General features: G+C 69.3%; 26 protein-coding genes. 23 read left to right on the forward strand and 3 right to left on the reverse strand.

Going from position 1 to position 27,000, the window contains the following annotated elements:
- The 9 genes from ABTZ89_RS05555 to ABTZ89_RS05595 all read left to right on the forward strand — a co-directional run.
- Positions 1-501: ABC transporter permease (locus ABTZ89_RS05555; RefSeq protein WP_351040586.1), on the forward strand; the 501-nt coding region annotated here is incomplete at its 5' end.
- Positions 502-505: 4 nt separating this feature from the next.
- Positions 506-1,354: an MlaE family ABC transporter permease gene (locus ABTZ89_RS05560; protein WP_270951234.1), complete on the forward strand. Its 849-nt coding sequence runs from the start codon at positions 506-508 to the stop codon at positions 1,352-1,354.
- Entirely contained in the window at positions 1,351-2,673 is a 1,323-nt protein-coding gene (locus tag ABTZ89_RS05565; RefSeq protein ID WP_351040589.1) for an MCE family protein, read from the forward strand. The genes ABTZ89_RS05560 and ABTZ89_RS05565 overlap by 4 nt, the downstream gene beginning before the upstream one ends.
- Positions 2,670-3,704 (forward strand): MCE family protein, encoded by a 1,035-nt coding sequence (locus ABTZ89_RS05570; RefSeq protein ID WP_351040592.1) that lies wholly within the window; start codon positions 2,670-2,672, stop codon positions 3,702-3,704. The genes ABTZ89_RS05565 and ABTZ89_RS05570 overlap by 4 nt, the downstream gene beginning before the upstream one ends.
- Positions 3,701-4,717, forward strand: coding sequence for an MCE family protein (locus ABTZ89_RS05575; RefSeq protein ID WP_351040595.1), 1,017 nt, complete (start codon positions 3,701-3,703; stop codon positions 4,715-4,717). Before ABTZ89_RS05570 ends, ABTZ89_RS05575 begins: the two co-directional genes overlap by 4 nt.
- Complete coding sequence (locus tag ABTZ89_RS05580) at positions 4,717-5,916, forward strand: MCE family protein (protein WP_351040597.1); 1,200 nt, start codon at positions 4,717-4,719, stop codon at positions 5,914-5,916. Before ABTZ89_RS05575 ends, ABTZ89_RS05580 begins: the two co-directional genes overlap by 1 nt.
- On the forward strand, positions 5,913-7,070 hold the full coding sequence (locus ABTZ89_RS05585; protein WP_270951227.1) for an MCE family protein: 1,158 nt from the start codon (positions 5,913-5,915) through the stop codon (positions 7,068-7,070). The genes ABTZ89_RS05580 and ABTZ89_RS05585 overlap by 4 nt, the downstream gene beginning before the upstream one ends.
- Positions 7,070-8,215 (forward strand): MCE family protein, encoded by a 1,146-nt coding sequence (locus ABTZ89_RS05590; protein ID WP_351040600.1) that lies wholly within the window; start codon positions 7,070-7,072, stop codon positions 8,213-8,215. The genes ABTZ89_RS05585 and ABTZ89_RS05590 overlap by 1 nt, the downstream gene beginning before the upstream one ends.
- A gap of 66 nt (positions 8,216-8,281) precedes the next feature.
- Positions 8,282-8,824 (forward strand): DUF3060 domain-containing protein, encoded by a 543-nt coding sequence (locus ABTZ89_RS05595; protein ID WP_351040603.1) that lies wholly within the window; start codon positions 8,282-8,284, stop codon positions 8,822-8,824.
- Positions 8,825-8,871: 47 nt separating this feature from the next.
- On the opposite strand, the gene ABTZ89_RS05600 is transcribed toward ABTZ89_RS05595, so the two are convergent.
- Positions 8,872-9,702, reverse strand: coding sequence for a class I SAM-dependent methyltransferase (locus tag ABTZ89_RS05600; RefSeq protein WP_351040606.1), 831 nt, complete (start codon positions 9,700-9,702; stop codon positions 8,872-8,874).
- A gap of 88 nt (positions 9,703-9,790) precedes the next feature.
- Between ABTZ89_RS05600 and ABTZ89_RS05605 the strand changes: the two genes are divergently transcribed.
- The 8 genes from ABTZ89_RS05605 (at position 9,791) to ABTZ89_RS05640 (ending at position 17,941) form a co-directional block, all read left to right on the forward strand.
- Positions 9,791-10,357 carry a helix-turn-helix domain-containing protein gene (locus ABTZ89_RS05605; protein ID WP_351040609.1) on the forward strand — a complete coding sequence of 189 codons (567 nt, stop codon included), beginning with the start codon at positions 9,791-9,793 and terminating at the stop codon, positions 10,355-10,357.
- A 111-nt stretch (positions 10,358-10,468) separates the two neighbouring features.
- Positions 10,469-12,292, forward strand: coding sequence for a molecular chaperone DnaK (gene dnaK, locus ABTZ89_RS05610; protein WP_351040612.1), 1,824 nt, complete (start codon positions 10,469-10,471; stop codon positions 12,290-12,292).
- 146 nt (positions 12,293-12,438) lie between these two features.
- Entirely contained in the window at positions 12,439-13,236 is a 798-nt protein-coding gene (locus ABTZ89_RS05615) for an ESX secretion-associated protein EspG (RefSeq protein ID WP_351040615.1), read from the forward strand.
- A 121-nt stretch (positions 13,237-13,357) separates the two neighbouring features.
- On the forward strand, positions 13,358-13,735 hold the full coding sequence (locus ABTZ89_RS05620; RefSeq protein ID WP_351040617.1) for a hypothetical protein: 378 nt from the start codon (positions 13,358-13,360) through the stop codon (positions 13,733-13,735).
- A complete protein-coding gene (locus ABTZ89_RS05625) occupies positions 13,732-14,316 on the forward strand; it encodes a DUF3558 domain-containing protein (protein WP_351040620.1) in 585 nt (194 codons plus the stop codon). Before ABTZ89_RS05620 ends, ABTZ89_RS05625 begins: the two co-directional genes overlap by 4 nt.
- Before the next feature lie 39 nt (positions 14,317-14,355).
- The gene (locus tag ABTZ89_RS05630) at positions 14,356-15,648 is read left to right on the forward strand and encodes a PPE domain-containing protein (protein WP_351040623.1); all 1,293 of its coding nucleotides are present in this window, start codon (positions 14,356-14,358) and stop codon (positions 15,646-15,648) included.
- Positions 15,649-15,689: 41 nt separating this feature from the next.
- A complete protein-coding gene (locus ABTZ89_RS05635; protein WP_351040626.1) occupies positions 15,690-16,685 on the forward strand; it encodes a YdcF family protein in 996 nt (331 codons plus the stop codon).
- 128 nt (positions 16,686-16,813) lie between these two features.
- On the forward strand, positions 16,814-17,941 hold the full coding sequence (locus ABTZ89_RS05640; RefSeq protein ID WP_351040629.1) for a VanZ family protein: 1,128 nt from the start codon (positions 16,814-16,816) through the stop codon (positions 17,939-17,941).
- Here ABTZ89_RS05640 and ABTZ89_RS05645 read toward each other — a convergent pair.
- Complete coding sequence (locus ABTZ89_RS05645) at positions 17,934-19,142, reverse strand: sensor histidine kinase (protein WP_270951209.1); 1,209 nt, start codon at positions 19,140-19,142, stop codon at positions 17,934-17,936. The genes ABTZ89_RS05640 and ABTZ89_RS05645 overlap by 8 nt on opposite strands.
- 165 nt (positions 19,143-19,307) lie before the next feature.
- Between ABTZ89_RS05645 and ABTZ89_RS05650 the strand changes: the two genes are divergently transcribed.
- From ABTZ89_RS05650 to ABTZ89_RS05670, 5 genes are all read left to right on the forward strand, one after another.
- Positions 19,308-20,552, forward strand: a complete 1,245-nt coding sequence (locus ABTZ89_RS05650; RefSeq protein ID WP_351040633.1) for a DUF418 domain-containing protein — start codon at positions 19,308-19,310, stop codon at positions 20,550-20,552.
- Between the two features lie 63 nt (positions 20,553-20,615).
- Entirely contained in the window at positions 20,616-21,473 is an 858-nt protein-coding gene (locus ABTZ89_RS05655) for a LysR family transcriptional regulator (RefSeq protein WP_270951207.1), read from the forward strand.
- Complete coding sequence (locus ABTZ89_RS05660) at positions 21,470-22,360, forward strand: serine hydrolase (protein ID WP_351040636.1); 891 nt, start codon at positions 21,470-21,472, stop codon at positions 22,358-22,360. Before ABTZ89_RS05655 ends, ABTZ89_RS05660 begins: the two co-directional genes overlap by 4 nt.
- Before the next feature lie 163 nt (positions 22,361-22,523).
- Entirely contained in the window at positions 22,524-23,423 is a 900-nt protein-coding gene (gene bla / locus ABTZ89_RS05665) for a class A beta-lactamase (protein ID WP_351040638.1), read from the forward strand.
- 202 nt (positions 23,424-23,625) lie between these two features.
- The gene (locus tag ABTZ89_RS05670) at positions 23,626-24,066 is read left to right on the forward strand and encodes a DUF2871 domain-containing protein (protein WP_270952163.1); all 441 of its coding nucleotides are present in this window, start codon (positions 23,626-23,628) and stop codon (positions 24,064-24,066) included.
- Here ABTZ89_RS05670 and ligD read toward each other — a convergent pair.
- Complete coding sequence (ligD, locus tag ABTZ89_RS05675) at positions 24,063-25,061, reverse strand: non-homologous end-joining DNA ligase (protein WP_351040641.1); 999 nt, start codon at positions 25,059-25,061, stop codon at positions 24,063-24,065. The two genes, ABTZ89_RS05670 and ligD, sit on opposite strands and share 4 nt — an antisense overlap.
- 145 nt (positions 25,062-25,206) lie before the next feature.
- On the opposite strand from ligD, the gene ABTZ89_RS05680 reads away from it, so the two are divergent.
- On the forward strand, positions 25,207-27,000 hold the full coding sequence (locus ABTZ89_RS05680; RefSeq protein WP_351040644.1) for an alkyl/aryl-sulfatase: 1,794 nt from the start codon (positions 25,207-25,209) through the stop codon (positions 26,998-27,000).

A 27,000-nucleotide genomic window follows, 5' to 3' on the forward strand; every position in this document is an offset into this window, starting at 1 on the left:
GTGTTCCTGATGCGCGCAGTGCTGCTCACCGGCTTCGGCGGCTCGGCGGTGTGCGCGGACATCGGTGCGCGCACCATCCGCGAGGAGATCGACGCGCTGGAGGTGCTGGGCGTCTCTCCGATCCACCGGCTGATCGTGCCCCGAGTGGCCGGCGCGATGCTGGTATCGCTGCTGCTCAACGGCATGGTCAGCGTCGTCGGCGTGCTCGGCGGCTACTTCTTCAACGTGATCCTGCAGGGCGGGACGCCCGGCGCCTACCTGGCCAGCTTCAACGCGCTCGCGCAGCTGCCGGACCTGTGGATCAGCGAGTTCAAGGCGCTGCTGTACGGGTTCGTGGCCGGCGTGGTCGCGGCCTACCGCGGTCTCAACCCGTCCGGCGGGCCGAAGGGCGTGGGCGACGCGGTCAACCAGGCCGTGGTGATCACGTTCCTGCTGCTGTTCCTGATCAACCTGGTGCTCACCGGGATCTACCTGCAACTCGTGCCGCCGAAGGGGCTGTGAGCCGATGGCCGTCGTCGAAGCCGCCTCCCCGGCGCGGAACCGCTTCTTGCGCGGACCTGGTGACGCGCTGGCCGATCTGGGCTGGCAGCTGTCGTTCTACCTGCGCGCCCTGGCCCTCGCGCCGGTCGCGCTGCGCCGCTACTCGCGCGAGACCGCGCGGCTGCTGACCGAGGTGGTGTTCGGCAGCGGCGCGCTGGCCGTCATCGGCGGCACCCTCGGCGTGATGATCGGCATGACGGTGGCCACCGGTGCGGTCGTCGGCCTGCAGGGCTACTCCTCGCTGGACCAGCTGGGCACCTCGGCGCTGACCGGGTTCATCGCCGCCTACTTCGACACCCGCGAGGTCGCGCCGCTGGCCGCGGGTCTGGCGCTGTCGGCGACCGTGGGGTGCGGGTTCACCGCGCAGCTGGGCGCGATGCGGATCTCCGACGAGATCGACGCGCTCGAGGTGATGGGCGTGCGGACCGTGCCGTACCTGGTGACCAGCCGGGTGCTGGCCGGGGTGACCGCGGTGATCCCGCTGTACGTGGTGGGGCTGCTCGGTTCCTACTTCGCCTCCCGGCAGATCACCGTGTGGTTCTACGGCCAGTCCGCGGGCACCTACGACCACTACTTCCACCTGTTCCTGCCGCCGGAGGACGTGCTGTGGTCCTTCGGCAAGGTGATCGTGTTCAGCATCGCGGTGATCCTGACGCACTGCTACTACGGCTACACCGCACGCGGCGGCCCGGCCGGCGTCGGGGTCGCGGTGGGGCGCGCGGTGCGCACCTCGATCGTGCTGATCTCGGTGCTGGACTTCTTCCTCAGCCTGGCGATCTGGGGTTCCACCACGACCGTGCGGATCTCCGGATGAGGGCCGGGTGGAGCAGGCGCCGCTACCAGGCGCTCGGGGCGGTGTTCCTGCTGGTGGCAGGGGCGTTCTTCGCGGGCACCATCGCGGTCTACCGCAAGGCGTTCACCTCGGTGGTGGCGGTGAGCCTGGAGACCGACCGGGTCGGCAACCAGATGCGCGTCGGTGCCGACGTGAAGGCGCGCGGCGTGGTGGTCGGGGAGGTGCGCGGCGTGCGCGCGGTCGGTGATCACGCGGTGCTGGACCTGGCGCTCAAGCCCGATCAGGCCGAGCTCATCCCGGCCAGTGCTTCGGCTCGGCTGCTGCCCAAGACGTTGTTCGGCGAGCGCTACGTTTCCTTGCAGATCCCGGAGAACGCCGGTTCGCAGGTGCTGGCCGACGGCGATGTGATCCCGCAGGACCGCAGCGGTTCGGCGATCGAGGTCGAGAAGGTGCTCGACGAGCTGCTGCCGGTGCTGCAGGCGGTGCAGCCGGAGAAGCTGTCCACGACGCTGACCGCGGTGTCGCAGGCGCTGGACGGGCGCGGCGAGCAGCTGGGCGACACGCTGGTGCAGCTCGACGACTACTTGCAGAAGATGAATCCGTCGCTGCCGAAGCTGGAGTCGGTCCTCTCGCGCATCGACGACGTCGCCGACACCTACCACCAGGCCGCCCCGGATCTGGCGCAGGCGCTGGGAGATCTGACCACGACCAGCCAGACCATCGCCGAGCAGCGCACGCAGCTCCAGCACATGATCGGCGGCGTCACCAGCAGCGCTGACAGCCTCAACCGGTTCCTGGACCTGAACAAGAACAACCTGATCAACCTGACCAGCACGTCGCGGTCCACTTTGGAACTGCTGGCCGAGTACTCGCCGCAGTACCCGTGCATGCTCAAGCAGTTCGCGGACTCCATCGAGCCCGGCGAGCGCTCCTTCGGCAAGGGCAGCGAGAACCCGGAGATCGCCAAGTTCACCATCGAGATCACCGGCAGCCGCGGCAAGTACGTGCCCGGCAGGGACGATCCGAAGTACCTGGACCAGCGGGGGCCGCGCTGCTACCCGTGGGTCGAGCCGCCGGACACCTTCCCGCAGTACCCGCCGGACGGGCCGGTGCAGGACGGCTCGACGTTCCCGGAACCGCCGCGCGACCGCGACGAGGTGTTCCCGTGGTCCACGCCGGCCTCGACCACGACGCAGTCGGTGGCGAACTCGTCGGCTGAACGCGACCTGCTCTCGACGCTGCTCGCGCCGCAGATGGGCGTGGCCCGGGATGACGTGCCCGGCTGGAGCGGCCTGCTGGTCGGGCCGGTGTACCGCGGAGCGGAGGTGGAGGTCAAATGAGGTCGATCACTGCGCCGCTGCTCAAGCTCGGGCTGTTCGCGCTGGTCACGGTGGTGCTGACCAGCGTGCTGGCGATGACCATCTCGGCGCAGACGTCCAGTTCGTCCAGCGCCTACACCGCGCGGTTCGTCGACGCCTCCGGGCTCAACCTCGGCGACGACGTGCGGATGGCCGGGGTGAAGGTCGGCCGGATCACCGGGCTGGAGGTCGTCGACGGCAAGCACGCGCTGGTCAGCTTCGACGTCGACGCGAACCGCAAGCTGCCGGGGGACGCCTCGGCGACGGTGAAGTACCGCAACCTGGCCGGGCAGCGGTACCTGGCGCTGGACGCGGCGATCCGCAACCCCGATGACGTGCTGCCGCCGGGCGGGGAGATCCCGCTGGAGCGCACCCACCCGGCGTTGAACCTCACCGCGCTGTTCAACGGGTTCAAGCCGCTGTTCCAGGCGCTCTCGCCGCAGGACGTCAACCAGCTCTCCGGTGAGATCGTCCAGGTGCTGCAAGGCGAATCGGGCACTGTGGACAGCCTGCTCGCGCACACCGCGTCGCTGACCACCACGCTCGCCCGCAAGGACGAGGTGATCGGCCAGGTGATCGACAACCTCAACACCGCGGTCGGCGCGGTCAACGCGCGAGGCCCGCAGCTGGGCGATCTGATCAACTCGCTGCAACAGCTGACCACCGGGCTCGCCGAGCAGCGGAAACCCGTCGGCGAAGCCATCTCCGCGCTCGACGAGCTGGCCGGGACCACCGGTGATCTGCTCGAGCAGGGCCGGGAACCGCTGCGGCGCAACATCGTCGAGCTCGACCGGGTCACCACCGTGCTCAACACCGACATGCCCAAGCTGGAGCACGACCTGCAGACCGTGCCGGACCGGCTCAACGCGCTGACCCGGACCGTCAGCTACGGGAGCTGGTTCAACTTCTACCTGTGCCGGATGTCGGGCACCGTCGGGATCTCCGACCTCAACATCAAGGTCCCGATCCTGCCCACGCCGCCCTCGGAGATGCCGGAGAGGTGCCAGTCGTGAAACCGTTGCGGGAGCGGAACCAAGCGGTCGTCGGGCTGGTGACGGTCGTGCTGCTGGTGTGCGCGACGACGGGCGCGTTCTTCGCCAAGGACCTGCCGGTGCTCGGCGGGCGCACCTACCAGGCGTACTTCACCGAATCGGCCGGCCTCGCCGCGGGCAACGACGTGCGCATCGCCGGGATCCGCAGCGGCGAGGTCACCGACGTCTCGCTGGAGGGCAACCGGGTGCTGGTGTCGTTCCGCGTCGAGGACGCGGAGGTGGGCGACCGCAGCAGGGCCGGGATCGAGATCAAGACGCTGCTCGGCGAGAAGTTCCTGGCGCTGCAACCGGAAGGCGACCAGGAGCTGTCCGACCCGATCCCGGTGGAGCGCACCGCCGCGCCCTACGACATCCCCGACGCGCTGGACCAGCTCACCCGCACCGCCGACCAGGTCGACACCCAGCAGCTCGCGCAGAGCTTCCGCACCCTCGCCGACACCTTCCGCGGCGCGCCGCAGCACTTCGGCGAGGCGGTGGACGGGCTTTCCGCACTGTCGCAGACGATCTCGTCGCGCGACCAGCAGCTGGCGGAGCTGCTGCGCAACACCAGCGGCGTCAGCAAGATCGTCGCCGACCGCGACGAGCAGGTCCAGCGGCTGATCGCCGACGGCAACCTGCTGCTCGGCGAGCTGCAGCAGCGCCGCAGCGCGATCTCCTCGCTGCTGAGCGGGACGCAGAAGCTCTCCGACGAGCTGCGCGGTCTGGTCGCCGACAACCAGGCGCAGCTGCGGCCGACGCTGGACAAGCTCAACCAGCTGACCGAGATGCTGCAGCGCAACCAGGACAACCTGAACCGCACCATCGCGGCGATGGCGCCGTACGTGCGCGGGTTCAACAACACCGTCGGCAACGGCCGGTGGTTCGACGGCTACATCTGCGGGTTGTTCCCGCCCCCGATCAACGCCGGTCCGCTGCAGACGAACACGAACTCCTGCGAGCTCCCGGTGCCGAGCCGACCCGTCGGAGGTGGCTGATGTCCGAACCGGACGAGTCGCGACCCCGTCCCCGAACGCTGACCGGCAAGGTCATCGGTCTCGGGTGCGTGCTGTTGCTGCTGGTCAGCGCGGGTGTGTGGTGGGTGTTCAGCGGGACGGTCAAGCCGCTGACCGCCTACTTCGACAAGGCCGTCGGCGTCTACGCCGGGTCGACCGTGCGGGTGCTCGGCGTCGAGGTGGGGCGGATCGACGCCGTGGTGCCGCAGGGCGAGGTGGTCCGGGTGGACCTGCACGTCGACGAGGACGTGCAGATCCCCGCCGACGTCAAGGCCGTGGTGGTGGCGCCGAGCCTGGTCAGCGACCGGTACGTGCAGCTCACCCCGGCCTACTCCGGCGGTCCGGAGCTGGCCTCCGGCGCGGTGCTGCAGAAGGACCGCACGGCAACCCCGGCCGAGCTCGACGAGCTCTACAAGAGCGCGCGGACGCTCGCGCAGGCGCTCGGGCCGGACGGGGCGAACAACACCGGGGCGTTGACGGACGTGCTGAACACCTCGGCCGCGGCCCTGAACGGCAACGGCGCGGACCTCAACACCACCGTCAAGCAGCTCGGTGATCTGGCCGGAACGCTGCAGGAGAACCAGGGAGACCTGTTCGCCACGGTGGACAACCTCAACAAGTTCACCGCCGCGCTGGCCGCCAGCGACGGGCAGATCCGGCAGTTCAACGGGCGTCTCGCCGACGTCGCCGGGTTCCTCGGCAGCGAGCAGGAGCAGATGGGTGCGGCGCTGGGGTCGCTTTCGGGGGCGCTGGGCGACGTTTCGGCGTTCATCCGGGACAACCGCGAGCAGATCGCGTCCAATGTGGACAATCTGACCGGCGTCACGCAGGCGCTGGTGGACCAGCGCAAGGCGCTGGGCGAAGTGCTCGACGTGGCGCCGCTGGGCGCGACGAACTTCATCAACGCCTACGACTCCGCCTCGGGCAGCGTGACCGTGCGCGGTCACATCAACGAGCTGACCAACCCGCCGATCCTGATGGTGTGCAAGCTGATCCAGAACACCATGCCGGAACCGGTGCCCGAAGAGCTCAAGAAGGCGTGCGACGAAGTGGCGCCGGTGCTCGACGGCAAGCTCGGACTGCCCTCGATCGGCGAGACCATGCACTACCTCCAGCAGGGCCAACTGCCGCCGCTGCCGTTGCCGCTGGTGGACGCCAACCGCAAGGGAGGCGGCCAATGAAGCGGAGTGCGCTGGTCCTGGTGATGTTCATGGTGTCCGGCTGCTCCGCCGGAGGGTTCACCGGCCTGTACAACGCTCCGCTGCCCGGTGGCGCCGAGCTGGGCGACCGGCCGTACCAGGTGAGCGCGCAGTTCGCCGACGTGCTGGACCTGGTGCCGCAGTCCAGCGTGAAGGTCAACGACGTGCCGGTCGGCCGGGTGGAGAGCATCGAGCTCGGCCCGGACAACACCACGGCGCTGGTGCGGATGTCGGTCAACGGCGACGTGCGGTTGCCGGCCAACGCCGACGCCCGGCTCCGCCAGTCCAGCTTGCTGGGGGAGAAGTTCGTCGAACTCGCCGAACCCGCTAAACCTGCATCCGCCCAGCTCGCCGACGGCGCGGTGATCCCGCTGGAGCGCACCAACCGGAACCCGCAGGTCGAGGAGGTGCTCGGCGCGCTGTCGATGCTGCTCAACGGTGGCGGGGTGGCGCAGGTGCAGGACATCGTTCGGGAGCTGAACAAGGCCTTTACCGGCAACGAGCCGGAAATCCGCTCGCTGCTGAACAACCTGAACGAGACGGTGTCCAGGTTGGACGGTCAGAAGGAGAACATCACCCGGGCCATCGACGGTCTCGACCGGCTGTCGACGACGCTGCGGGAGGAGACCGGCACGGTGTCCGAAGCGCTCGACAAGATCGGGCCGGGGTTGCAGGCGCTGAACGAGCAGCGCGACCAGCTGGTGGGGATGCTGCAGTCGCTGGACCGGCTCTCCGGCGTCGCGGTCGACACCGTCAACCGCAGCAAGGACGACATGCTCGCCGACCTGCGCGCGCTGACCCCCACGCTGCAGAAGCTCGCCGACACCGGCGACAAGCTGCCCGACGCCATCGGCTACCTGGCGACCTACCCGTTCCCGGAGTACGTGATGAAGCCGCTCAAGGGCGACTTCGTCAACGCCGACGTCCGCTTCGACCTGGACCTGAGCGGCATCGTGGAGAACCTCACCCGCTCCTCCGGGCCGCTGATCCCGATCCCGGGCATCAGCGACTCCGGGCAGTCGGGCCTGCGGCTGCCGCCACCGGCCCCGCCGCTGCCACCGCTCCCGCTGCCGAGCCCGTCGCAACCCGGCTCGAAGCCGCTGCTCCCCGTCCCGCCGCTGCTGGGAGGCCAGTGATGTTCAGCCGCAAGACCAAGGTGCACCTGGCGCTGTTCCTGGTCCTGGCCGTCGTCGGCATCGGCTACACCGGTGGTCGCTACGCCGGGCTGGACCGGTTCTTCGGCGGCAACGGCTACTCGGTGACCGTGCAGCTGGCCGACTCCGGCGGGTTGTTCACCAACTCCGAGGTCACCTACCGCGGCGTGGCGGTGGGCCGGGTCACCGCGATGCGGTTGACCGCCTCCGGCCTCGACGCCGAGCTGCACATCGACGACGCCGCCCCGCCGATCCCGGCCGACACCCGGGCGGCGGTGGCCAACCGGTCGGCGGTCGGCGAGCAGTACCTGGACCTGCGGCCGGGCCGCGACGGCGGTCCGCACCTGGCGGACGGGGCGGTGATCGCGCAGGACCGCACCGACGTGCCGCTGCCCCCGGAGTCGCTGCTGGTCGACCTGGACCGGCTGGTCGGCAGCGTCCCGGTCGACGACCTGCGCACGGTCGTCGACGAGGTCGGCACCGCCTTCGACGGAACCGGTGCGCACCTGCAACGCCTGCTGGACTCGACCAGCTCGGTGACCGCTGCGGCCCAGCAGCACCTGCCGCAGACGACGGAGCTGCTGAACAACAGCGACGTCGTGCTGCGCACCCAGCAGGAGCAGGGCGAGCAGATCAAGTCGTTCAGCAGCGGCCTGCGCCAGATCTCCGGGCGGCTCAAGGAGTCCGACCCGGACCTGCGCGGGATCATCCGGGACGCGCCGGTCGCCAGCCAGGAGGTGCAGGGGCTGCTGGACAGCGCGGGCACCGACTTCGGCGTGGTGACGGCCAACCTGCTGACCACGATGAAGATCACCGAGGTCCGCACGGCGGGCATGGAGCAGATGCTGGTGGCGCTGCCGGTCATCTCGGCCTTCTCGCACACGCTGTCCCCGGACGGCACCGGTCACCTCGGGCTGGTCCTGAACTTCTTCAACCCGATCGCCTGCACCCGGGGCTACGAGGGCACGCCCCGCCGCCCGGGCAGCGAAACGGCGCCCGGCCCGGTCAACGAGGACCTCGGCTGCGACGAGCCCCCGGGCAGCGTGATCAGCGTCCGCGGCTCCCAGAACGCGCCGCGCGCGCCGATCCCGGACCCGGTCCCAGCGCCGCCCCCGTTCAAGCCCTAGGAGGGCCTGGTCGGCTGACCTGCGGTAGTGGTTGATAATTTGTTGAACATGCAGGTAGATCGACAGGTGAACGGTTCAGCCCGGGTGCGCGCGACGGGCGCTGCGAGGGGCTTCGGCGCGGTCCTGGTCGGGGCCGGCCTGACCGCGCTGCTGGTCGCGGGCTGCTCCTCGAGCGAGCAGGCGCCCTCGGACTTCGCCGGGATGCCCGGTGAGCCGCCGGTCTCCTCCGGTGACGCGGCTGCTCCGCTGCCGGTCGTGGAGGAGCCGACCGACGCCGCCGAGCAGTTCGACGACGGTTCCGAAGGCGGGAACCTCCAGGGGCAGCAGTACGGCGGTCAGCCGCTGATCGTCCGGGACAGCGGCACCAATCTGACCGAGGACTGCCAGTCGCGGAAGGTCATCGTGCTGGGCAGCGACGTCGACCTGACGCTGAACGGAACCTGCACCCTGGTCAAGGTCCAGGGCGCCAACTCCACGGTCCAGGTCGGCTCGGCGCAGAAGATCATCGCCGTCGGCACCGGCGACACGGTGCGCTACGCCACCGGTCAGCCGCAGGTGATCAACCCGCGCGGCAACGACGTCTCCCAGGGCGGCTCCGCGACCTCGTGAGCCCAGGCGCGATCTCGCGGTGGGAAGTACCGCGAGATCGCGCTCTTTCAGGCCGCTCTGCGTCCGAAGTGGACCGTTTTGGCGGTGAGCAGGAACAGGTCCGGGCGCCGGTCGATGCCCGCCGGATCGGCCGGGTCGAGCAGCCGGTCCACCGTCGCCAGGTCCTCGGCGTCCAGCTGGCCGTCGAGGCCGTGGCGGTAGCGTTCGAGGGTTCCGCGCACCCATCGCCGGGTGTCGCCGTCCAGCGGCGCCGGCCGGTCCACCAGGAACGTCTTGCTGCGCGCCTCGACGAGCCCGGCCGTCCGCAGCATGTCCGCCCAGGTCTCCGCGGTCGCGACCGATCCGGGCAGCTCGGCGCGCATCTGGTTGAACCGCTCGGACATCGCCGCGTCGATCCGCGTCTGCAGGCCGGGGCGGCCGAAGCCGAGGTCGTTCGGCAGCCAGCGGGTCGGCAACCCGCCCTCCACGACCGCCAGCACGCCGTCCGCCGTCAGCAGCCGCGCCATCCGGTTCAGAGCGTCCTGCTGGTCGCCGACGTGGTGCACGGCCTGCGCCGACCAGATCAGATCCGCGGCCTCCAGCTCGTCGAGCCCGGCCGGGAACTCGGCCTCCCGGGTGCGCAGCTCGACGCCGAGCCGCTTCGCCCGCTGCTCGGCCCGCACCAGCAGCTCCGGCGTGCCGTCGACCGCGGTCACCTGGGCCTGCGGGAACACCGCCGCCAGCTGGCAGGCGGCCACGCCGGGGCCGCTGCCGACGTCCATGATCCGCTGCGGTTCCAGGTGCGCCAGCTCCGCCAGCGCCTGCTGCACGTACGGGCGGTTCACCTCGCCTTCGAGCTCCATCACATCGGCCATCGCGGCCCAGTCGAGGTCGGTCATCCGCACTCCAATCCGAGGTGGTCTGGAGCCACGATGCGCGCGTGCCGGCCGACTTGACAAACCTTGTTGCTGTTTCTGCAATGAGGTCATGGACGAAGTGCTCGCCGCGGTCGGACCGCGCCTCAGAGGTATCCGCCAGCAGCGCAACTGCACCCTGTCGGCGCTGTCGGAGAAGACCGGCATCTCGGTCAGCACGCTCTCGCGCCTGGAGTCCGGGCAGCGCAAACCGAGCCTGGAGCTGCTGCTGCCGATCGCCCACGCCCACCAGGTGCCGCTGGACGAGCTGGTCGGCGCCCCGCCGGTCGGCGACCCGCGGGTGCGGATGAAGCCGGTCAAGCACGGCGACGCCACCACGGTGGTGCCGCTGACCCAGCAGCCGGGCGGGCTGCAGGCGTTCAAGATGATCATCGGTCCGGCGCGCAGCGAACCGGACCCGCGCACCCACGAGGGCTACGAGTGGCTGTACGTGCTGAGCGGGAAGCTGCGGCTGGTGCTCGCCCAGCACGACGTGGTGCTCAAGGTGGGGGAGGCCGCCGAGTTCGACACCCGCCTCCCGCACTGGTTCGGCAGCACCGGTGAGGCGCCCGTCGAAGTCCTGAGCCTGTTCGGCCCGCAGGGCGAGCGGATGCACGTCCGGGCCAAACCGGCCTCGTGAGCGGCGGTGGTCGCTCCCGCCACTCGCGCACCTCTTTGCCCAGGTGGACGCCCCTGCGCGCAGTTCCCATACTGAGGTTGTCGGCCTCGCGGGACTCGAGAGGGGTGCGTGATGGGGCGCGCGGTAGGTATCGACCTGGGGACGACGAACTCCGTGGTGGCCGTGCTGGAGGGCGGCGAAGCCACCGTGATCGCGAACTCCGAGGGCTCGCGGACGACACCGTCGGTGGTGGCCTTCGCGAAGAACGGTGACCTGCTCACCGGTCAACCGGCGAAGAACCAGGCGGTCACCAACGTGGACCGCACCATCCGGTCGGTCAAGCGCCACATGGGCACCGACTGGTCCGTCAAGATCGACGACAAGGACTACACGCCGCAGGAGATCAGCGCCCGCGTGCTGATGAAGCTCAAGCGCGACGCCGAGGCGTACCTGGGCGAGGAGGTCACCGACGCGGTGATCACGGTGCCCGCCTACTTCGACGACTCGCAGCGCCAGACCACGAAGGAAGCCGGTCAGATCGCCGGGCTCACCGTGCTGCGGATCATCAACGAGCCGACCGCCGCGGCCCTGGCCTACGGGCTGGAGAAGGGCGAGAAGGAGCAGACGATCCTGGTCTTCGACCTCGGTGGCGGCACCTTCGACGTGTCGCTGCTCGACGTCGGCGAAGGGCTGGTCGAGGTCAAGGCCACTTCCGGTGACACGCACCTGGGTGGTGACGACTGGGACGAGCGGATCGTCGAATGGCTGGTCGAGCGGTTCCGCGCATCCGCGGGCATCGACCTGACCAAGGACCGGATGGCCATGCAGCGGATCAAGGAAGCCGCGGAGAAGGCCAAGATCGAGCTGTCCAGCTCCTCGCAGACCAGCATCAACCTGCCCTACATCACGGTGGACGCGGACAAGAACCCGCTGTTCCTGGACGAGACGCTGTCCCGCGCCGAGTTCGAGCGGATCACCTCCGACCTGCTGGAGCGCTGCCGCAAACCGTTCGGCAACGCGATCCGGGACGCCGGGATCAAGGTCGGCGACATCAACCACGTGGTGCTGGTGGGCGGTGCGACGCGGATGCCCGCGGTGACCGACCTGGTGCGCGAGCTCACCGACGGCAAGGAACCGAACAAGGGCGTGAACCCGGACGAGGTCGTCGCCGTGGGCGCCAGCCTGCAGGCCGGTGTGCTGCGCGGTGAGGTCAAGGACGTCCTGCTGCTCGACGTGACCCCGCTGTCGCTGGGCATCGAGACCAAGGGCGGCATCATGACGAGGCTGATCGAGCGCAACACCACGATCCCGACCAAGCGCTCGGAGACCTTCACGACGGCCGAGGACAACCAGCCGTCGGTGATGATCCAGGTGTTCCAGGGCGAGCGGGAGATGGCGGCGCACAACAAGAAGCTCGGCATGTTCGAGCTGACGGGCCTGCCGCCGGCGCCGCGCGGTCTGCCGCAGATCGAGGTCACCTTCGACATCGACGCCAACGGCATCGTGCACGTCTCCGCCAAGGACCTGGGCACCGGTCGCCACCAGTCCATCAAGATCAGCGGCGGCTCGGCGCTGCCGAAGGACGACATCGACCGCATGGTCAAGGACGCCGAAGCGCACGCGGAAGAGGACCGGAAGCGCCGCGAGGAGGCGGAAACCCGCAACCAGGCCGAAACCCTGGTCTACCAAACGGAAAAGGTCCTCACCGACAACGCGGACAAGATCCCGGCCGACACCCGCACCCAGGTCCAGGACGCGATCAAGGACGTCAACGAAGCCCTGAAGGGCGACGACGTGGAACGCATCCGCTCGGCGGTCGACCACTTGGCGGCAACGTCCCAAGCCATCGGCCAAGCCATGTACGGCCAAACACCCCCGAGCGCGGAACCCGAAGCAGGCGACGAAGACGTCGTCGACGCCGAGATCATCGACGAGGACGACAAGAAGAAGGACTGACGGCATCTGGTCTTTTCCGGTGAAACAACTGGCTTTCCCTATGCGTTCCAGCACTCCTGGCTAACCTGGAAGATCCTCGGAAGATCCGTGCGAGCGGCATTGCGAGGTCTGGGGTGGAGTGCAGCTTCTGGGAATTCGGAGCGATCGTGCGGCACGAGAAGGCCCGCCACGACTCCGGGGGCGTGTCGTCGGTAGAAGCGCAGCGCAGGTTCGACATCCCGGCGTTCGTCACGTCCCGCGACAGCGGACTCGACCAGCCGGAAGACCCGAAAGCAGTGCTGGAAGCAGCAGAGGACAGCGTGCGCGCCAAGGGCTGGATCGACCGCGGGCGCCTTTGCGACCAGTGGTACGAGATCGTGTCCGCCCTGGCCTACGGCCACTCGCTGACGTACCTGTACCTGACGGCGCCCGACGAGCCGGAAACCCGCGCGATGGCGGCGGTGAACAACCTGGCGTTCCGCATCGTCCTGAGAGGTGACCGCGTATGGATCGATGAAGTCGCTGCCGCCGAGGCGGAACGATCGGTCGTGGACTGCCTTCCCGATGTCAACCCGGCAAACGGGCGAAGTGTAGTCGTACCAACCGAAATCCTCTCCGCTGCAGCCCTCGAAGCCGAGAACCACAAGGCGGACCAAGGCGATTGGATCGCCTATGAACTCGGCCAAGCGGACGTAGACCCGGCCGACGCCAGAGAAGTGGGCCGCCTCGCGACGCTAGTCGACCGAGTCATCGGGCAGTTCAACGTCGCGAGCAGGGACGCCGTGGGACGAAACCACATCGCTCCGTGGGTGATCACGGCGCATCGCGGTTCCTCGGGGCGTGTTGTGCAAATTCCGCAACCGCCATCCGGTGCGGAAGTGCTAGTCGCTCCAGGGGATTCGGAGTTGATCGTTGATTCGTTGCGCATCTACCACGACGAGCTCGCCCGTTTGTGTGAACAGTGACGGTGCTAGGCAACTTCTTGCCATTGCTTCTAGTTTCTAGATTCTGCGTGGCAATATTAACTGCCCCTTGGGATTCAGGAGGCGATCAGGTGTGAGTGCCCCAGTTCCACCACGGCGAGCGATGGAAACATCTGCTGAGGGTGGGGGTCTGACCTCGTTCCACCCGCTCACCGGTGCGGCGTTGATCGAATCCGGAGCGCAAACTTTTCACATTCAACCCGATCAGCTTCCGCGAGTTCTCGCCGGATTGGATGAAGTTCGCGCTAAGTACGAAGATGTTTACAACGCGGCTTCTAGGCTCTCGGTGACCGGGCCGCCTTTCTGGGATGATGCGACGGTCAACGAGATCAAGAGAATTTGCCAACGGGCCCGCGGTGGCGAGGGGAACTTGCACGACTTCGCTCGAGGCTTGGCCGACTGGGTCCTGGGATTTCGGGATGCGGTGCAGCGGGCAATCCAGGACCACCAGCGCATCGATGAAGAAAGCAGCATGGGATGACCCGACGCGGCGCAGGGCTCTTGTTCGTAGTGGTCGCCGGGGTGCTGGTGGCAGTCGTAGTCGGTTGGTTCGCCGTGGCCACGTTCAGGGGGCCCGAACAGATGATTGCCGGTCGTCCAACGACGGTGGCGAATGACCCATTCCGCGTCGATCAACCGAAAGAGCTCAAGGCCATCCCGGATCCTTGCCAGCTGTTGAATCCGCAGCAGCGCGACCAGCTTGCTGCTCTACCGGCCGGTACGTATGAGCCGACGCCGTGGGGACAACAGGCCTGCCTTTGGCGGAACAAACAGCTTACGGTCAGCGTCGCCCCCAACACGGTCCAAGGATATGGGTTGAAGTACACGGCGAAGGTTGTCGCTGATGGGGAGCCAACTGCGCAGGTCGCAGGATATCCGGCGGTGCGCGAGGGTGTCAGCAGCGGGGCTTGCGGGATCGTCGTCGGTACGTCGGACACCGAGATCGTGCTCGTGAGCTTTCAGCTCGGGCCTGACGGGCGTGGAAATCCCGATTTTTCCGATCCTTGTGCGATGTCCGACAGGATCGCGGAGATGGTGCTGTCGAATCTTCCTTCGCGCTGAAGGTGAAGCTCCTGCGGAACGATAGGAATCGAGGCGGCGATGGGGGCGTTCGACTGGTTGTTCGGCGGGCGGGACCGGACCGGACCGGGCCAGGTGGAGTTCGTTCACTCGAAGATCTACGGAGAGGTCAAAGGCGGTCCCGGGGTGGATTCGCTGTCGGCCGCCGGGAAATCCTGGATGGACGTGGGCACAGCGTTCAAAGACGCAGCTGCTGCACTTGAGCGGGTGTTGAAGGACACCGAGGTTTTGATGCAGGGCAGTGCGGCTGATCAGGCGCGAGAGGCGGTGCTTCCGCTGGCGAAGGCGACGTTGGAGGCGGCCGACATCGCTTACGCGACCGGTGTCGCTCTGGACCGGCAGGTAGATGCGTCATCGGCTTTCAGCTTCGCCTTCGTGCCCCCGCATCAGGTACCGCCTGACAACATCGGCTGGAGCGACTACGTCAATCCCGTTGCCTTCGCGGCAAAATCCGGGGTTCGGGTTGTGCACGAGGACATTCGTGATCAGGTCGCGGCGCATGCGCAGCAGCAGTACGAGGCTTACACGCAGAGCACTAACGAGCGTGTGAGCGGTCTCCAGCTGTTCGCGCCGCCACCCAAGTTCACCGCTGATGTCGCAGCGGCCGAGACCACTCCGGTGAGCAAAGTCGAGCCGCTCAGCAGCCACGAAGACCTGAGCGTTACCCGCGACGGAACGGAAACGAGCCAGCTCCCGGCATCGCGTACACCGGCTGATCCGGTACCGGTGTCGGAATCGGTTGCAGATCCGGTGACGGCGGACGAGCAGCCGCCGGAGGACTCGATGTCGGAGATGCCGGCCGAGGCCGATTCGGCGTGGGTGCCGCCTGTTGCGGGTGGCAATCCGATGACCGGCGGAAGCGTTCCCGCTCCGGGGCTGGTCGGGCCGGGCGGCGGGGTGGTCGGTGGAGTTGTCGTGCCGCTGGGCGGAGCTGGCGATCGAGCAGGCTTGAAGTCGCCCAGCCCCGGGCCTGGTAGCGGGCGAGGCGGCGGGACTGGGACGGGACGGGGTGTTCCGGGTAAGCCCGGTGGCGGTGGGCGTTCCGGAACGGGCGGCGGCGCGCCGGTCCAAGGCACGGCGAGCGCCGGTGGCCCCGCTGCGCGGGGAGGTTCCGGCGGCGCTGCTGTTGGTGGCCCCTCGTCTGGTGGGCGGGGGCAGCGGGAGGAGGAGAAGGAGCACGGGCGGAAGTTCGTCAGGAGCGGGAAGGACGCGTGGGAGGATCTCGAGATCCCCAAGGTCGCTCCGCCGGTGTTCGGCGACTGGGAGGCCGAGGCGTTGCGGGGGAAGCCGCCGCGGCCGCCGGAGGAGAAGTAGCGGGGTCGGGCCGAGGGGAAAGGGTCGGTTAGCCTGCTGCGGTGTTCTTCTTCTTGATCGCCGGAGTGCTGTTCGCCATCTTCGCGGTTGGTTTCCTGCGCGACCGCAGGCGGGTGCACAACGGCGTGTACCTGTTCTTCGCCTTGATGTTCTTGGCCGCCGGGTTGCTGTTCACGCTCGCCAAGGCCTCGGAGTGGGCCGCGGTGGCGATCCTCATGGCGGTGGTCATCCTGATGCCGGTGATGGTGCTCGTGCTCGCCGGGTTCCTGATCGCCAACGGGGTCACGATGCTGCGCCGCGAGGGCAGGCGGGTGGCGAACCTGCTGTCGCTGGCCGCCGGCGTCGGGATCATCGGCGTGATCGTGGTGAGCGGTCTGGCCAACTACTTCCACCTGTGGCTGCTCCAGGCGATCATGGGCGCCATTGTCAACGTGCTGTCCTACGTCTCGTTCCTGTTCGTGTGCTTCCTGCTGTACTCGTTCGTCTACGGCAAGTTCCCGCACAAGACCGATGTCGACTTCATCGTGGTGCTCGGGTCCGGGCTGTTCGGTTCCCGGGTGCCGCCGCTGCTGGCAAGCCGCCTCGACCGGGCTCGCGAGGTGTTCGACGCCGAGCGCGCTCGGGGGCATCAGCCGCTGCTGGTGACCTCCGGTGGTCAGGGGCCGGGCGAGGACCTGCCCGAGGCGCGCGCCATGGCCGACTACCTGATCGAGCGCGGCGTTCCCGCTGATCAGATTCTGGTCGAGGACCAGTCGCGCACCACCGACCAGAACCTCCGGTTCAGCAAGGCGATCATGGCGGCGGCGAAGCCGGACTTCCGCTGCCTGGTGGTCACCAACAACTTCCACGTCATGCGGGCCGCGGGGATCGCCCGGACGGAGAAGGTCAACGGCCAGGTGATCGGTTCGCCGACCGCGCGGTACTACTGGCCGAGCGCGACGATCCGCGAGTTCGTGGCGGTCTTCCTGTCGCACAAGGTGATCAACGGCATCATCTGCGTGCTGCTGATCCTCAGCGGGCTGAACGTCGACCGCTGACCGTCCGATGAGGACCGGAGCCGTTCGGAGCGCCGTTCCGAACGGCTCCGTATAGGATCGCTCGCGTCCGTTCGCAGTGCACTGGTGCCTGCGCAGTTCTCGTTTTCCTTTCACGGGGTAGGGGAGTTTTGAGCACGCGGTTGGTTCCGGCTGTGGTGGCAGTCGGCTTGGCGGTCATCTTGTCCGTGGTCCTGTTCGTTCCGTACGTCGCGCGGCAGTACCGCAGACGTGGCGAACTGGGCATGGGCAACGCTGCGCTGGCCCTGGCCGGGCTCGTCTACACCCTCGCGCTGTTCGCCTACGTGCTGCTCCCGCTGCCCGAGCTGCGGCCGGACTTCTGCGCGGTGTACGGCACGAGCGGTCCACAGTGGATCCCGTTCAACTTCCTCAGCGACATGCAGAAGGACGCCATCGGCACCGGGGTCGCCGCCACGCTGCGCAACCCGGCGCTGACCCAGGTGCTGCTGAACGTGGCGCTGTTCGTACCGCTGGGCATGTTCGTCCGGTACATGTTCAAGCGCGGCGTGCTGGCCACCACGGCCATCGGCCTGGGGGTTTCGCTGCTGATCGAGGTCACGCAGGTCACCGGCGTCTGGTTCCTGTACCCGTGCGCGTACCGGCTGTTCGACGTGGACGATCTGATGGCCAACGGACTGGGCGGGCTGATCGGCGCGTTCGCCGCGCCGGTGCTGCGCGCCGTCCCGGGACAGCGCCTCGACGTCGACCCGGGACAGCCGCGGCCGGTCACCAAGTCCCGGCGGCTGCTCTCGATGGTGTGCGACCTGTTGGCGTACCAGTTCACCGCCGCCCTCTGCGGCACGTTCGCGAACGTGGTCCTGCTCGCCGTGCACGGTGAGCTGATCGGCACTTCTGACATCCCGCCCACCGAGCTGCCAGGGCACGACGTGGCGAGCGCCGTGGGGCTCTGGGTGCCGTGGGCGCTGCTGGCGGTCGTCGTCCCGCTGGCTAGCAAGGCGCCGAGCCTCGGGCAGGGCATCGTGCGGTTGCAGGCCACGACGCGCGACGGGCGACCGGCGGGACCGGGCGCCCGCCTGGGCCGCAGCATGCTCGGCATCGGTGGTTACATGCTCCTTTCGCAGCTCGGCGGGCTGCTGTGGCTGGTGTCGTTCGTCTTCGGCCTGGCGTCGCTCATCGCGATCTTCACCACGGCCGGGCACCGCGGTCTGTCCTACGTCTTGACCGGACTGCGGCTGACCGACTCCCGCGCCGTCGATCGCGTCGAAGCGCTCAGCTGACCTCGCGCGCGGGGAGTGCGGCCGACACCTCGAAGCCGCCGTCGGGCAGCTGGCCGGAGCTGATCTCACCGCCGGCCAGCTGCACCCGTTCGGCCAGGCCGATCAGGCCCTGACCGCCGCTGGGCAGGCTGCGCTGGAAGCCCGCGGCCGGGCGGCCGTTGCGGATCGAGACCGCGAGCTTCTTCTCCCGGTACTCGAGCGAGACCGTCGCGCGGGCGCCCCCGGCGTGCTTGTGGACGTTGGTCAGGGCCTCCTGCACGACCCGGTATGCGGCGCGTTCCACCTGGTCGGACAGGTCGCGGCGGTCGCCGGTGATGGCCAGTTCGACGTCGAGCCCGGCCTCGCGGGAGGCCGACACCAGCTTCTCGACGTCGTCGAGCTTCGGCTGCGGCGGTTCCGGGGTGTCGTCGCCGGGGTTGGCGCGCAGCACGCCGATCATCTGCCGCAGCTCGTCCAGCGCACCGCGTCCGACCTGCTGGATGGTCGCCGCCGCGCTGGCCGCCTTCTCCGGGTCGTTCTTGGCGACCATCTCCAACGCGCCCGCGTGCACCACGACCAGGCTCACCTGGTGCGCAACCGAATCGTGCATCTCCCGGGCGATGCGGGCGCGCTCCTCGCTGCGCGTCCGCTCGGCGATCAGGGCCCGTTCGCGCTCGGCCCGCTCGGCCCGCTCCACCCAGTGCACCAGCCTCGCCCTCCGGCTGGCCATGTAGCGGCCGATGACGACGGGGAAGCTGTAGAGCAGCGCCTGCATGACGATGGAGGTGATGAGCGCCTGGGCGTTCTGCGCGGACATGTCGTTCAGCCGGACCAGGCTCAGGGCGCTGATCGCCGTGATGCCCCAGATCTGCCAGCTCTTCCGGCCGTAGGCGCCCAGCGCGTACAGCGCGGGGAACAGCGCCAGCGACCCCAGCGGCGCCACGAGGTGCAGGGCCGTGTTCACGATGGCCACCGCGGTCGGGAACCGGCGCATCCCCAGCAGCGCCAGCGATCCGGCCAGCGCCGGGACCAGCAGCGGCAGCGCGTCCGGGAGCTCCGGCCGGTTCTGCAGGACGCTCCAGGCGGAGAGGAACGAGAAGATCGCACTGATCGCGGCCAGCACCACCCACCTGGGCAAACCCGCCAGCCAGGACGGCCGCGAGCCGACGAACGGTGCTTCGGCGGTGTTCGACGAGGACGTGCTCAGCTTCTCGATTGCCACGCCGCGAGCGTATGGCAACGGCCCGTGCGCCGGATGAACCCCGGGTCGTACGCCCAGGGTATGACGTCGTCGCGCGGCGGGTGATTTCCCTGCACCCGGCGGATGATCGGCGAATGGGCCCGGAGTGCGACGACCGCGCAGCGCTCCCGGTCATAGCGTCGCGGCATGCTTTTCACCCACGACAACGCGCCCACGGTCCGGATGACCGCGGCACCTGCGCGCACCCGCCTCGACGGTGTGGACATGGCCAGGGGACTGGCCGTGCTGGGGATGTTCGTCGCGCACATCGGCCCGGCGGTGATCAACCCGACGGCCGGCGGCGCGGCCGACTTCCTGGCGATGCTGAGCAACGGGCACGCCTCGATCCTGTTCGCCACGCTGGCCGGGGTGTCGCTGGCGCTGCTGACCGGCGGCGACCGGTTGCACCAGGGGCTGGAGCTGCGCCGGGACCGGGTGCGCATCGGCGTGCGCGCGGTGATCCTCTTCGTGCTCGGCATGGCGATGACCGAGCTGGGCGTCCCGATGATGGTGATCCTCTCGTTCTACGCGCTCTACTTCCTGCTGGCGCTGCCGTTCCTGCGGGTGCGGCCCGCCGTGCTGCTGGTGGTCGCGGCGGTGTGGGCGGTCGTCGGGCCGGTCGCGTCGTTCTTCCTCCGCACCGCGCTCAGCGGCGAGACAGCGGGCGGTGCCCTGGCGTTCACCGATCTGACCTCGCTGTCCACCGCTGGTGCGGGCATCCAGCGGCTGCTGCTCGACGGCGCCTACCCGGTGCTGACCTGGATGCCGTTCGTGTTCGTCGGCCTGGCCGTCGGCCGGCTGGACCTGCGGTCGACCGCGGTGCGCCTGCGACTGCTGGTCAGCGGTGTCGTGCTGGCCGTGGTCGGGGCGGGCGGTTCGTGGCTCGCGCTGAACGTCTTCGGCGGGATGCGCGCTCTGCAGCCGGTTCTGGAGGCTCTGCGCCCGATCGCCGAGCAGATGGGCAAGGACCCGCTCGACGTGCTGCAGATGACGGGCTTCGGCACCGCTCCCACCACCACACCGGCGTTCTTGCTGATCAACGCGCCCCACTCCGGGACGTCGTTCGAGATCGTGGCGTCGACCGGTGCTGCGCTGGCGGTCCTGGCGGTGTGCCTGTTCGCGGGTGACCACCTGGGCAAGCTGTTCGCGCCGCTGTCGGCGGTCGGTGCGCTGGCCCTGACCGTGTACGTGGCGCAGGGTGTCGCGCTGAAGATCCTGATGGACTCCGCCGGTGAGGCGCTGATGGCGCAACCGTGGTTGCCGCTGCTCGGTTTCGCATTGGTGTCCCTGGTGTTCTGCGCGCTGTGGCGGCCGTTCCTGGGGCGCGGACCGCTGGAGCGGGTCATGCACTGGACGTCCACCAAGACCTCCAACGCCCTCGTTCGCGCCTGACGCAGGACGTTTCGCGGGGAACCGGTGCGCTGAGCCGGTTCCCCGCAGTGGTTTGATCGGATCGTGGATCTGCTTCGCCATCTCCGGTTCTTCGTGGCGGTCGCCGAGGAAGGCCACTTCGGGCACGCCGCCGACCGGCTCGGGATGACCCAGCCGCCGATCTCGCAGGGCGTGCAGCGGTTGGAGACCAAGCTCGGCGTCACCCTGCTCACCAGGGGATCGCGCGGTGTCCAGCTGACCACCGCTGGAGCTGAACTGCTGCCTCGCGCGCGAGCCCTGCTCGACGGTGCCGAGCAGTTCGAGGAAGAAGCCCGGCGGCAGCGGGAGAACCGCGGGGCGGTGCGCATCGGTGTCATCGCGGCGCTGAGCGACTGGCAGGTCGCCGCTTGCGCCGCGGCGGTGCGGGCGGCGGCGCCGGATCCGGCCGCTCGCACCGTGATCACCACGACCGCCTCGACCGTCGACCTGGTCGACGCGGTCTCCGCGGGACGGCTCGACTGCGCGGCGGTGCACCACCCCGCGCTGATCGGTGCGCTGACGCCCGGTCCGGTCCTGAAGATCCCGCGCTGGCTGCTGATCCCGGAGGACCGCAAGCCGGTGCTCCGATCGCTGCGCGGGCTCGCGTGCGCGACGGCTCCGCGCAGCCACGGCACGGCCGCGTTCGACCTGCTGGTGGACACCTTCCGCGCCAAGGGACTGGACCCCGAATTCCTCCCCGCGCCGGGGGACCGCGACGCGATCACCGCGGTCGCCGCCGGGAGGGCGTTCGCGCTGACCGCCGACCCGGCGTTGGACGGCCCGGGCGTGGTCCGGGCACCGGCCGGCGACGACCTGGCGCTGCGGGTGCGGCTGGTCTGGCAGGAATCCGCGGCGGAAGACGTGCGCACCGCGTTCGAGGTGGCGCTGCGGAGCACGCGATGAGCCCGGTCGAGCGCCGCATCCGCGAGGTGCTCGCCGATGCCGGTGCCGAGGGCTGGGTGCACGCGACGCAGTTCGGCGGTGGGCGGGAGCTGTGCGTCGGCGCCGACGAGCTGGTGGTCGCCGCTTCGGTCTACAAGCTGCCGCTGCTGGTGGCGCTGTGCCGGGCCTTCGACAGCGGCAGGCTCGATCCGCGCGCCGCGGTGCGGATCGACCCGACTTCCTGCACGCCGGGCCCGAGCGGTTTCTCGACCTTCCTCGACCCGGTGTCGGTGTCCTGGCGCGACCTGGCCGCGTCGATGATGGCCGTGTCCGACAACTCCGCCGCCGACGTCATCCTCGGCGCCGTGGGGCTGGACGCGATCGCCGAGGTGCTCGCCGACCTGGGCCTCGGCCGCACCCGAGTGGTCGGTGGCGTGGCCGACCAGCACGCCTCGCTGGTCCGCGACATGGGTGCCACCACGGCGGCGGAAGCGTTCGACCTGCTCAGCAACAACGACGCCGCGCGCACCGCCAGCGCCTACGACCCCGCGTACGCGAGCGCCACCACACCGCGCGACATGACCCGGCTGCTGGAGCTGATCTGGACCGACGCCGTCGCCTCGCCGCAGCAGTGCGCGTTCATCCGGCGGCTGCTGGGCCAGCAGATCTGGATGCACCGGGTGCGTTCCGGGTTCCCGTTCCGGGGCGTCCAGGTGGCGGGCAAGACCGGCACCATCGGTGCGGTGCGCAACGAGGTGTCGGTGGTGGAGTTCGAGGGCGAGGAGCCGGTCGCGGTGGCGGTGTTCACCCTCGCCGCGCGAGCCGACTCCGCGCTGCCACGGGTCGACACGGCGATCGGGGAGTGCGCCCGGATCGCCGTCGACGACCTGCGCTCCGGACGGCTGTGAGAGATTTTTTCCGGCCAAATCGGGCAGTTGCGACCACTTGAGCGCTGCGGTCATAGCGAACCGCTATCAACGCGCCGTCGGCTGTGGATTGGCGCGATCGCTCGGACGCTGCTTGATTGGTCCCCGACCGGGATTCCGGTCGACGGACTGAACGGAGAAGTAGTTGCGGCACAACGAAAGTCACGTCGGACGACGTGCTGTCCTGGGGGCGTTGCTGGCTGTTCCGGCGTTGGTGGCGTGCGGCACCGTCGAGGGTGCCGCGCCGCCCGCACCCGCCGCTCCCGGCCCCGACCTGAGTGAGCTGGAGCGCCGCTACGACGCCCGCCTGGGCCTGTACGCGGTCAACGTCCGCACCGGTCGGACCCTGGTGAACCGGCCCGACGAGCGCTTCGCGCTGTGCTCCACCTTCAAGACCTACGCGGTCGCCGCTGTGCTGCGCGAACACGGCCTGAACAGCGATTTCTACAACAAGGTGATCCGCTACTCGCGGGCCGACCTGGTGAGCTACTCGCCGATCACCGAGCAGCACGTGGACACCGGCATGACGGTGTCCGCGCTCTGCGAGGCGACCATGACCGTCAGCGACAACACGGCGGCGAACCTGCTGCTGCGCGAACTCGGCGGCCCGCAGGCGATCGCGCCGTTCGCGCGCTCGATCGGCGACGCGTCCACCCGCCTGGACCGGTGGGAAGCCGACCTGGGCACCGCGATCCCCGGCGACGAGCGGGACACCTCGACCCCGGCCGGGCTCGCCGCCGGTTACCGGGCTCTGGTGGTCGGAGACGCGCTCGCGGCGCCGGAACGCGACCAGCTGACCCAGTGGCTCATCGCCAACACCACCGGTGCCGAGAAGCTCCGCGCCGGGCTGCCGCCGAACTGGCGCACGGGGGAGAAGACCGGTTCCGGCGACTACGGCACGGCGAACGACGCCGGGGTCACCTGGACCGAGGACGGTGCGCCGATCGTCATCGCCGTGCTGACCACGAGGCCTAGGCCGGACGACGAGGGCAGCAGCGAGCTGATCGCCGAAGCCGGCCGATTGGTCGCCGCCCAGCTCCGCTGATTCCCCGCCCCGCCGAACGGTTTTCCCCGGTAGACCGGTCCTCTGTGGAGGATTCCGATGAGGACGGAACCACAGCCGGGCCGGTCCGCGCATCGTTCGAACGGTTGATTCCGCGACCGACCCGCAGGCCGATGCGGGTCGGTGCGGAGCGGAGGACAGTAGGACGCGGACGCAGTGATCGCACGGAAGGAACGGCATCGCGATGAAGAAGCTCTACTGGGCCGCGTTGAGCTACACGGTCCTCGGACTGATCGCGGGGCTGTACTACCGCGAGCTGACCAAGGCCCAGGGTTTCACCGGCGACACCCAGCTGTCGGTGGTGCACACCCACCTGCTCGCGCTGGGCATGCTGTTCTTCCTGGTGGTGCTCGCGCTGGACAAGGCGTTCGGGCTGTCCGGCAACCGCCTGTTCACGCTGTTCTTCTGGTTCTACAACTCCGGCCTGGTGGTCACCGCCGCGATGATGGTGGTGCACGGCACGATGACGGTGTTCGGCGCGGAGAGCTCGGCGGCGATCTCGGGCATCGCGGGGCTCGGCCACATCCTGATCACCCTCGGCGTGATCCACCTGTTCCTCGCGCTGCGCAAGGTGCTGCCGGGCCAGCGGGACGGCGCGGAAGCGGACGCGGCGAAGGTGGGCTAGTCCCGCTTGGCGCGGCTGGGTGCGACGCGCGGTGGTTCGTTGGGCTGCTTCGGGTAGACCGGCGGCCACGGCGCGTCCCGCAATCCGCTGGCCATGTCCCGGGCGGACTGCTCCAGCAGCGGCTCGATCGACTGCGGACGCCGACCGGCCCACGGATCACCGAGCTCGGCCAGCCGGCCCGGCACCGTGGCGATCGTCAGCGAATCCGGCTCCACTTCGGCCAGTTCGTCCCACGAGATCGGCGTGGACACCTGCCCGCCCACCCGCGGGCGCACGCACCACGCGCCGAAAACGGTCTTGTGCGGGGCGTTCTGGTTGAAGTCGACGAACACCCGCGAACCCCGCTCCTCCTTCCACCACTTGGCGGTGATCAGGTCGGGGTGCCGGCGTTCCAGCTCGCGGGCCAGCGCCACCGCGGCGGCCCGCACCTCGTAGCTGTTCCACCGCGGCAGCAGCGCGGCGTAGATGTGCAGGCCCCGCGAGCCGGAGGTCTTCACCTGCGCGTCGACGCCGAACTCGGCGAGCAGCTGCCGCGTCAGCCGAGCCGTCTCCACCACCTGCGGGAACGTCACGCCGGGGGAGGGGTCGAGGTCGATGCGCAGCTCGTCGGCCACTTCGGGGGTGTCGGCGTGGTACGGCCAGACGTGGAAGCCCAGGCACCCGAGGTTCACGGCCCAGGCGATGTGCGCCAGGTCGGCGGCGACCAGCGCATCGCTGGTGGTCCCGTTCGGCGTGGACACCATGGTCGTCCGCAACCACGGCGGAGCGGACTTGGGCACCCGCTTCTGGAAGAACGACTTGCCGCCCGCCCCGTCGGGATACCGCTCCAGCAGCAGCGGCCGCCCCTGCACGGTGCTCAGCAGCGGCTCGGCCACGGACTGGTAGTACCGGATCAGGTCGAGCTTGGTCTCGCCGCGCTTGCTGAAGAACACCTTGTCCGGGTGCGAAACCGAGACCTCGGTGCCCGCGATCTCCAGCACCACCGAATCGCCCACGACCGACCTCCACCCACCGGCTCCACGGTCACCCTAGAACCGGCCCCCGACGGACGCAGCGGTTTCCGCGGCGCTGATCCGCACTGCAGGGCGTTGGGGCAGCCGTTCTACTGGGGTCGACGCTCGAGGAGATGGGGGTTGTCCGGTGAGCGAGCTGCCCTTCGCCGATCGCACCGATTTCGAGGACGCCGATCGCGGTTTCATCGCCGCGCTGGAACCGGGTGTCGTGCAGGACGAGCGCGGGCGAGCGGTGTGGAACAACGACGCCTACGCCTTCCTGGCGGGCGACTGCCCGGAGACGGTGCACCCGAGCTTGTGGCGCCAGTCCCAGCTGTGCGCGAAGCAGGGCCTCTACGAGGTGGTGCCGGGCATATACCAGGTCCGCGGGCTGGACCTGTCGAACATGACGTTGGTCGAGGGCGACCGCGGCGTCATCGTGATCGACCCGCTCATCTCCACCGAAACGGCCGCGGCCGCGCTGGCACTGTACCGGGCGCACCGCGGTGACCGGCCGGTCACCGCGGTGATCTACACGCACTCGCACGTCGACCACTTCGGCGGTGTCGCGGGAGTGGTCTCCGAGCCGGTGCCGATCCTGGCGCCCGCCGGTTTCACCGAGCACGCCGTGTCGGAGAACGTCTACGCGGGCACGGCCATGACCCGTCGCGGCAACTACATGTACGGCATGGTGCTGAAGAAGGGACCGACCGGGCAGGTCGGCACGGGGTTGGGGCAGACGACCTCGGTGGGCACCGTTTCGCTGATCCCGCCCACGGTCGACATCACGCGCACCGGCCAGGAGGAGACGGTCGACGGTGTCCGCATCCGCTTCCAGCTCACACCGGGCACGGAGGCGCCGGCGGAGATGAACTTCCACTTCCCGGAGCACCGAGCGCTGTGCATGGCCGAGAACGCCACGCACAACATGCACAACGTCCTCACGCTGCGCGGCGCACAGGTCCGCGACGCGCGGAACTGGTCGCGCTACCTCACCGAGGCCCTGGCGCTGTTCGGCTCCGACGCCGAGGTCGCGTTCGCCTCCCACCACTGGCCCACCTGGGGACGCGAACGCATCGCGCAGCACCTGACCGAACAGCGGGACCTCTACGCGTACCTGCACGACCAGACGCTCCGCCTGATCAACCGCGGGTGGACCGGCACCGAGATCGCCGAGCGGTTCGAACTGCCGCCCGCGCTGGAATCGGCGTGGCACGCGCGCGGCTACTACGGCTCGGTGAGCCACAACGTCAAAGCGGTCTACCAGCGGTACATGGGCTGGTTCGACGGCAACCCGGCGTCCCTGTGGGAGCACCCGCCGGTGGAGTCGGCCAAGCGCTACGTCGACTGCCTCGGCGGCGTGGACCGGGTCGTCGAGAAGGCCGCGGAGTACGCCTCCGCAGGTGACCTCCGCTTCGCCGCGCAACTCCTCAAGCACGCGGTGTTCGCCGAGCCCGACCACGCCGCCGCGAAGGACCTGCTCGCCGACACCTACCAGCAGCTGGGCTTCGGCGCGGAGAACGGCCCCTGGCGGAACTTCTACCTCACCGGCGCGCAGGAGCTCCGCAACGGCGTCACCCCGAACCCGATCAGCATCTCGGGCGGGATCCTGGCCGCGCTGACCGTCGAGCAGCTGCTGGACTCGGTGGCGATCCGGATCGACGGGCCGCGGGCGGCCGGGACCAGGCTGGTCCTCGACTGGCACGTCACCGACGTCGACGAGCACGTGCGCACCACGCTGTCCAACGGTGCCCTCGTCCAGGAACCGGTCGGCACCGAACCGGCCGATCTCGTCCTCACCCTGACCAAGCCGCAGCTGCTCGCACTGGTCACCGGGCAACGACCGGCCGACGTCGACCAGCAGGGCGACCACGAGGCCCTCACCGCGCTGCTGGACTTCGCCGACGATCCGGACCCGGACTTCCCGATCGTCACGCCATGA

This window comes from Saccharopolyspora sp. NPDC002686 (assembly GCF_040295745.1).
Lineage (GTDB): Bacteria > Actinomycetota > Actinomycetes > Mycobacteriales > Pseudonocardiaceae > Saccharopolyspora > Saccharopolyspora oryzae.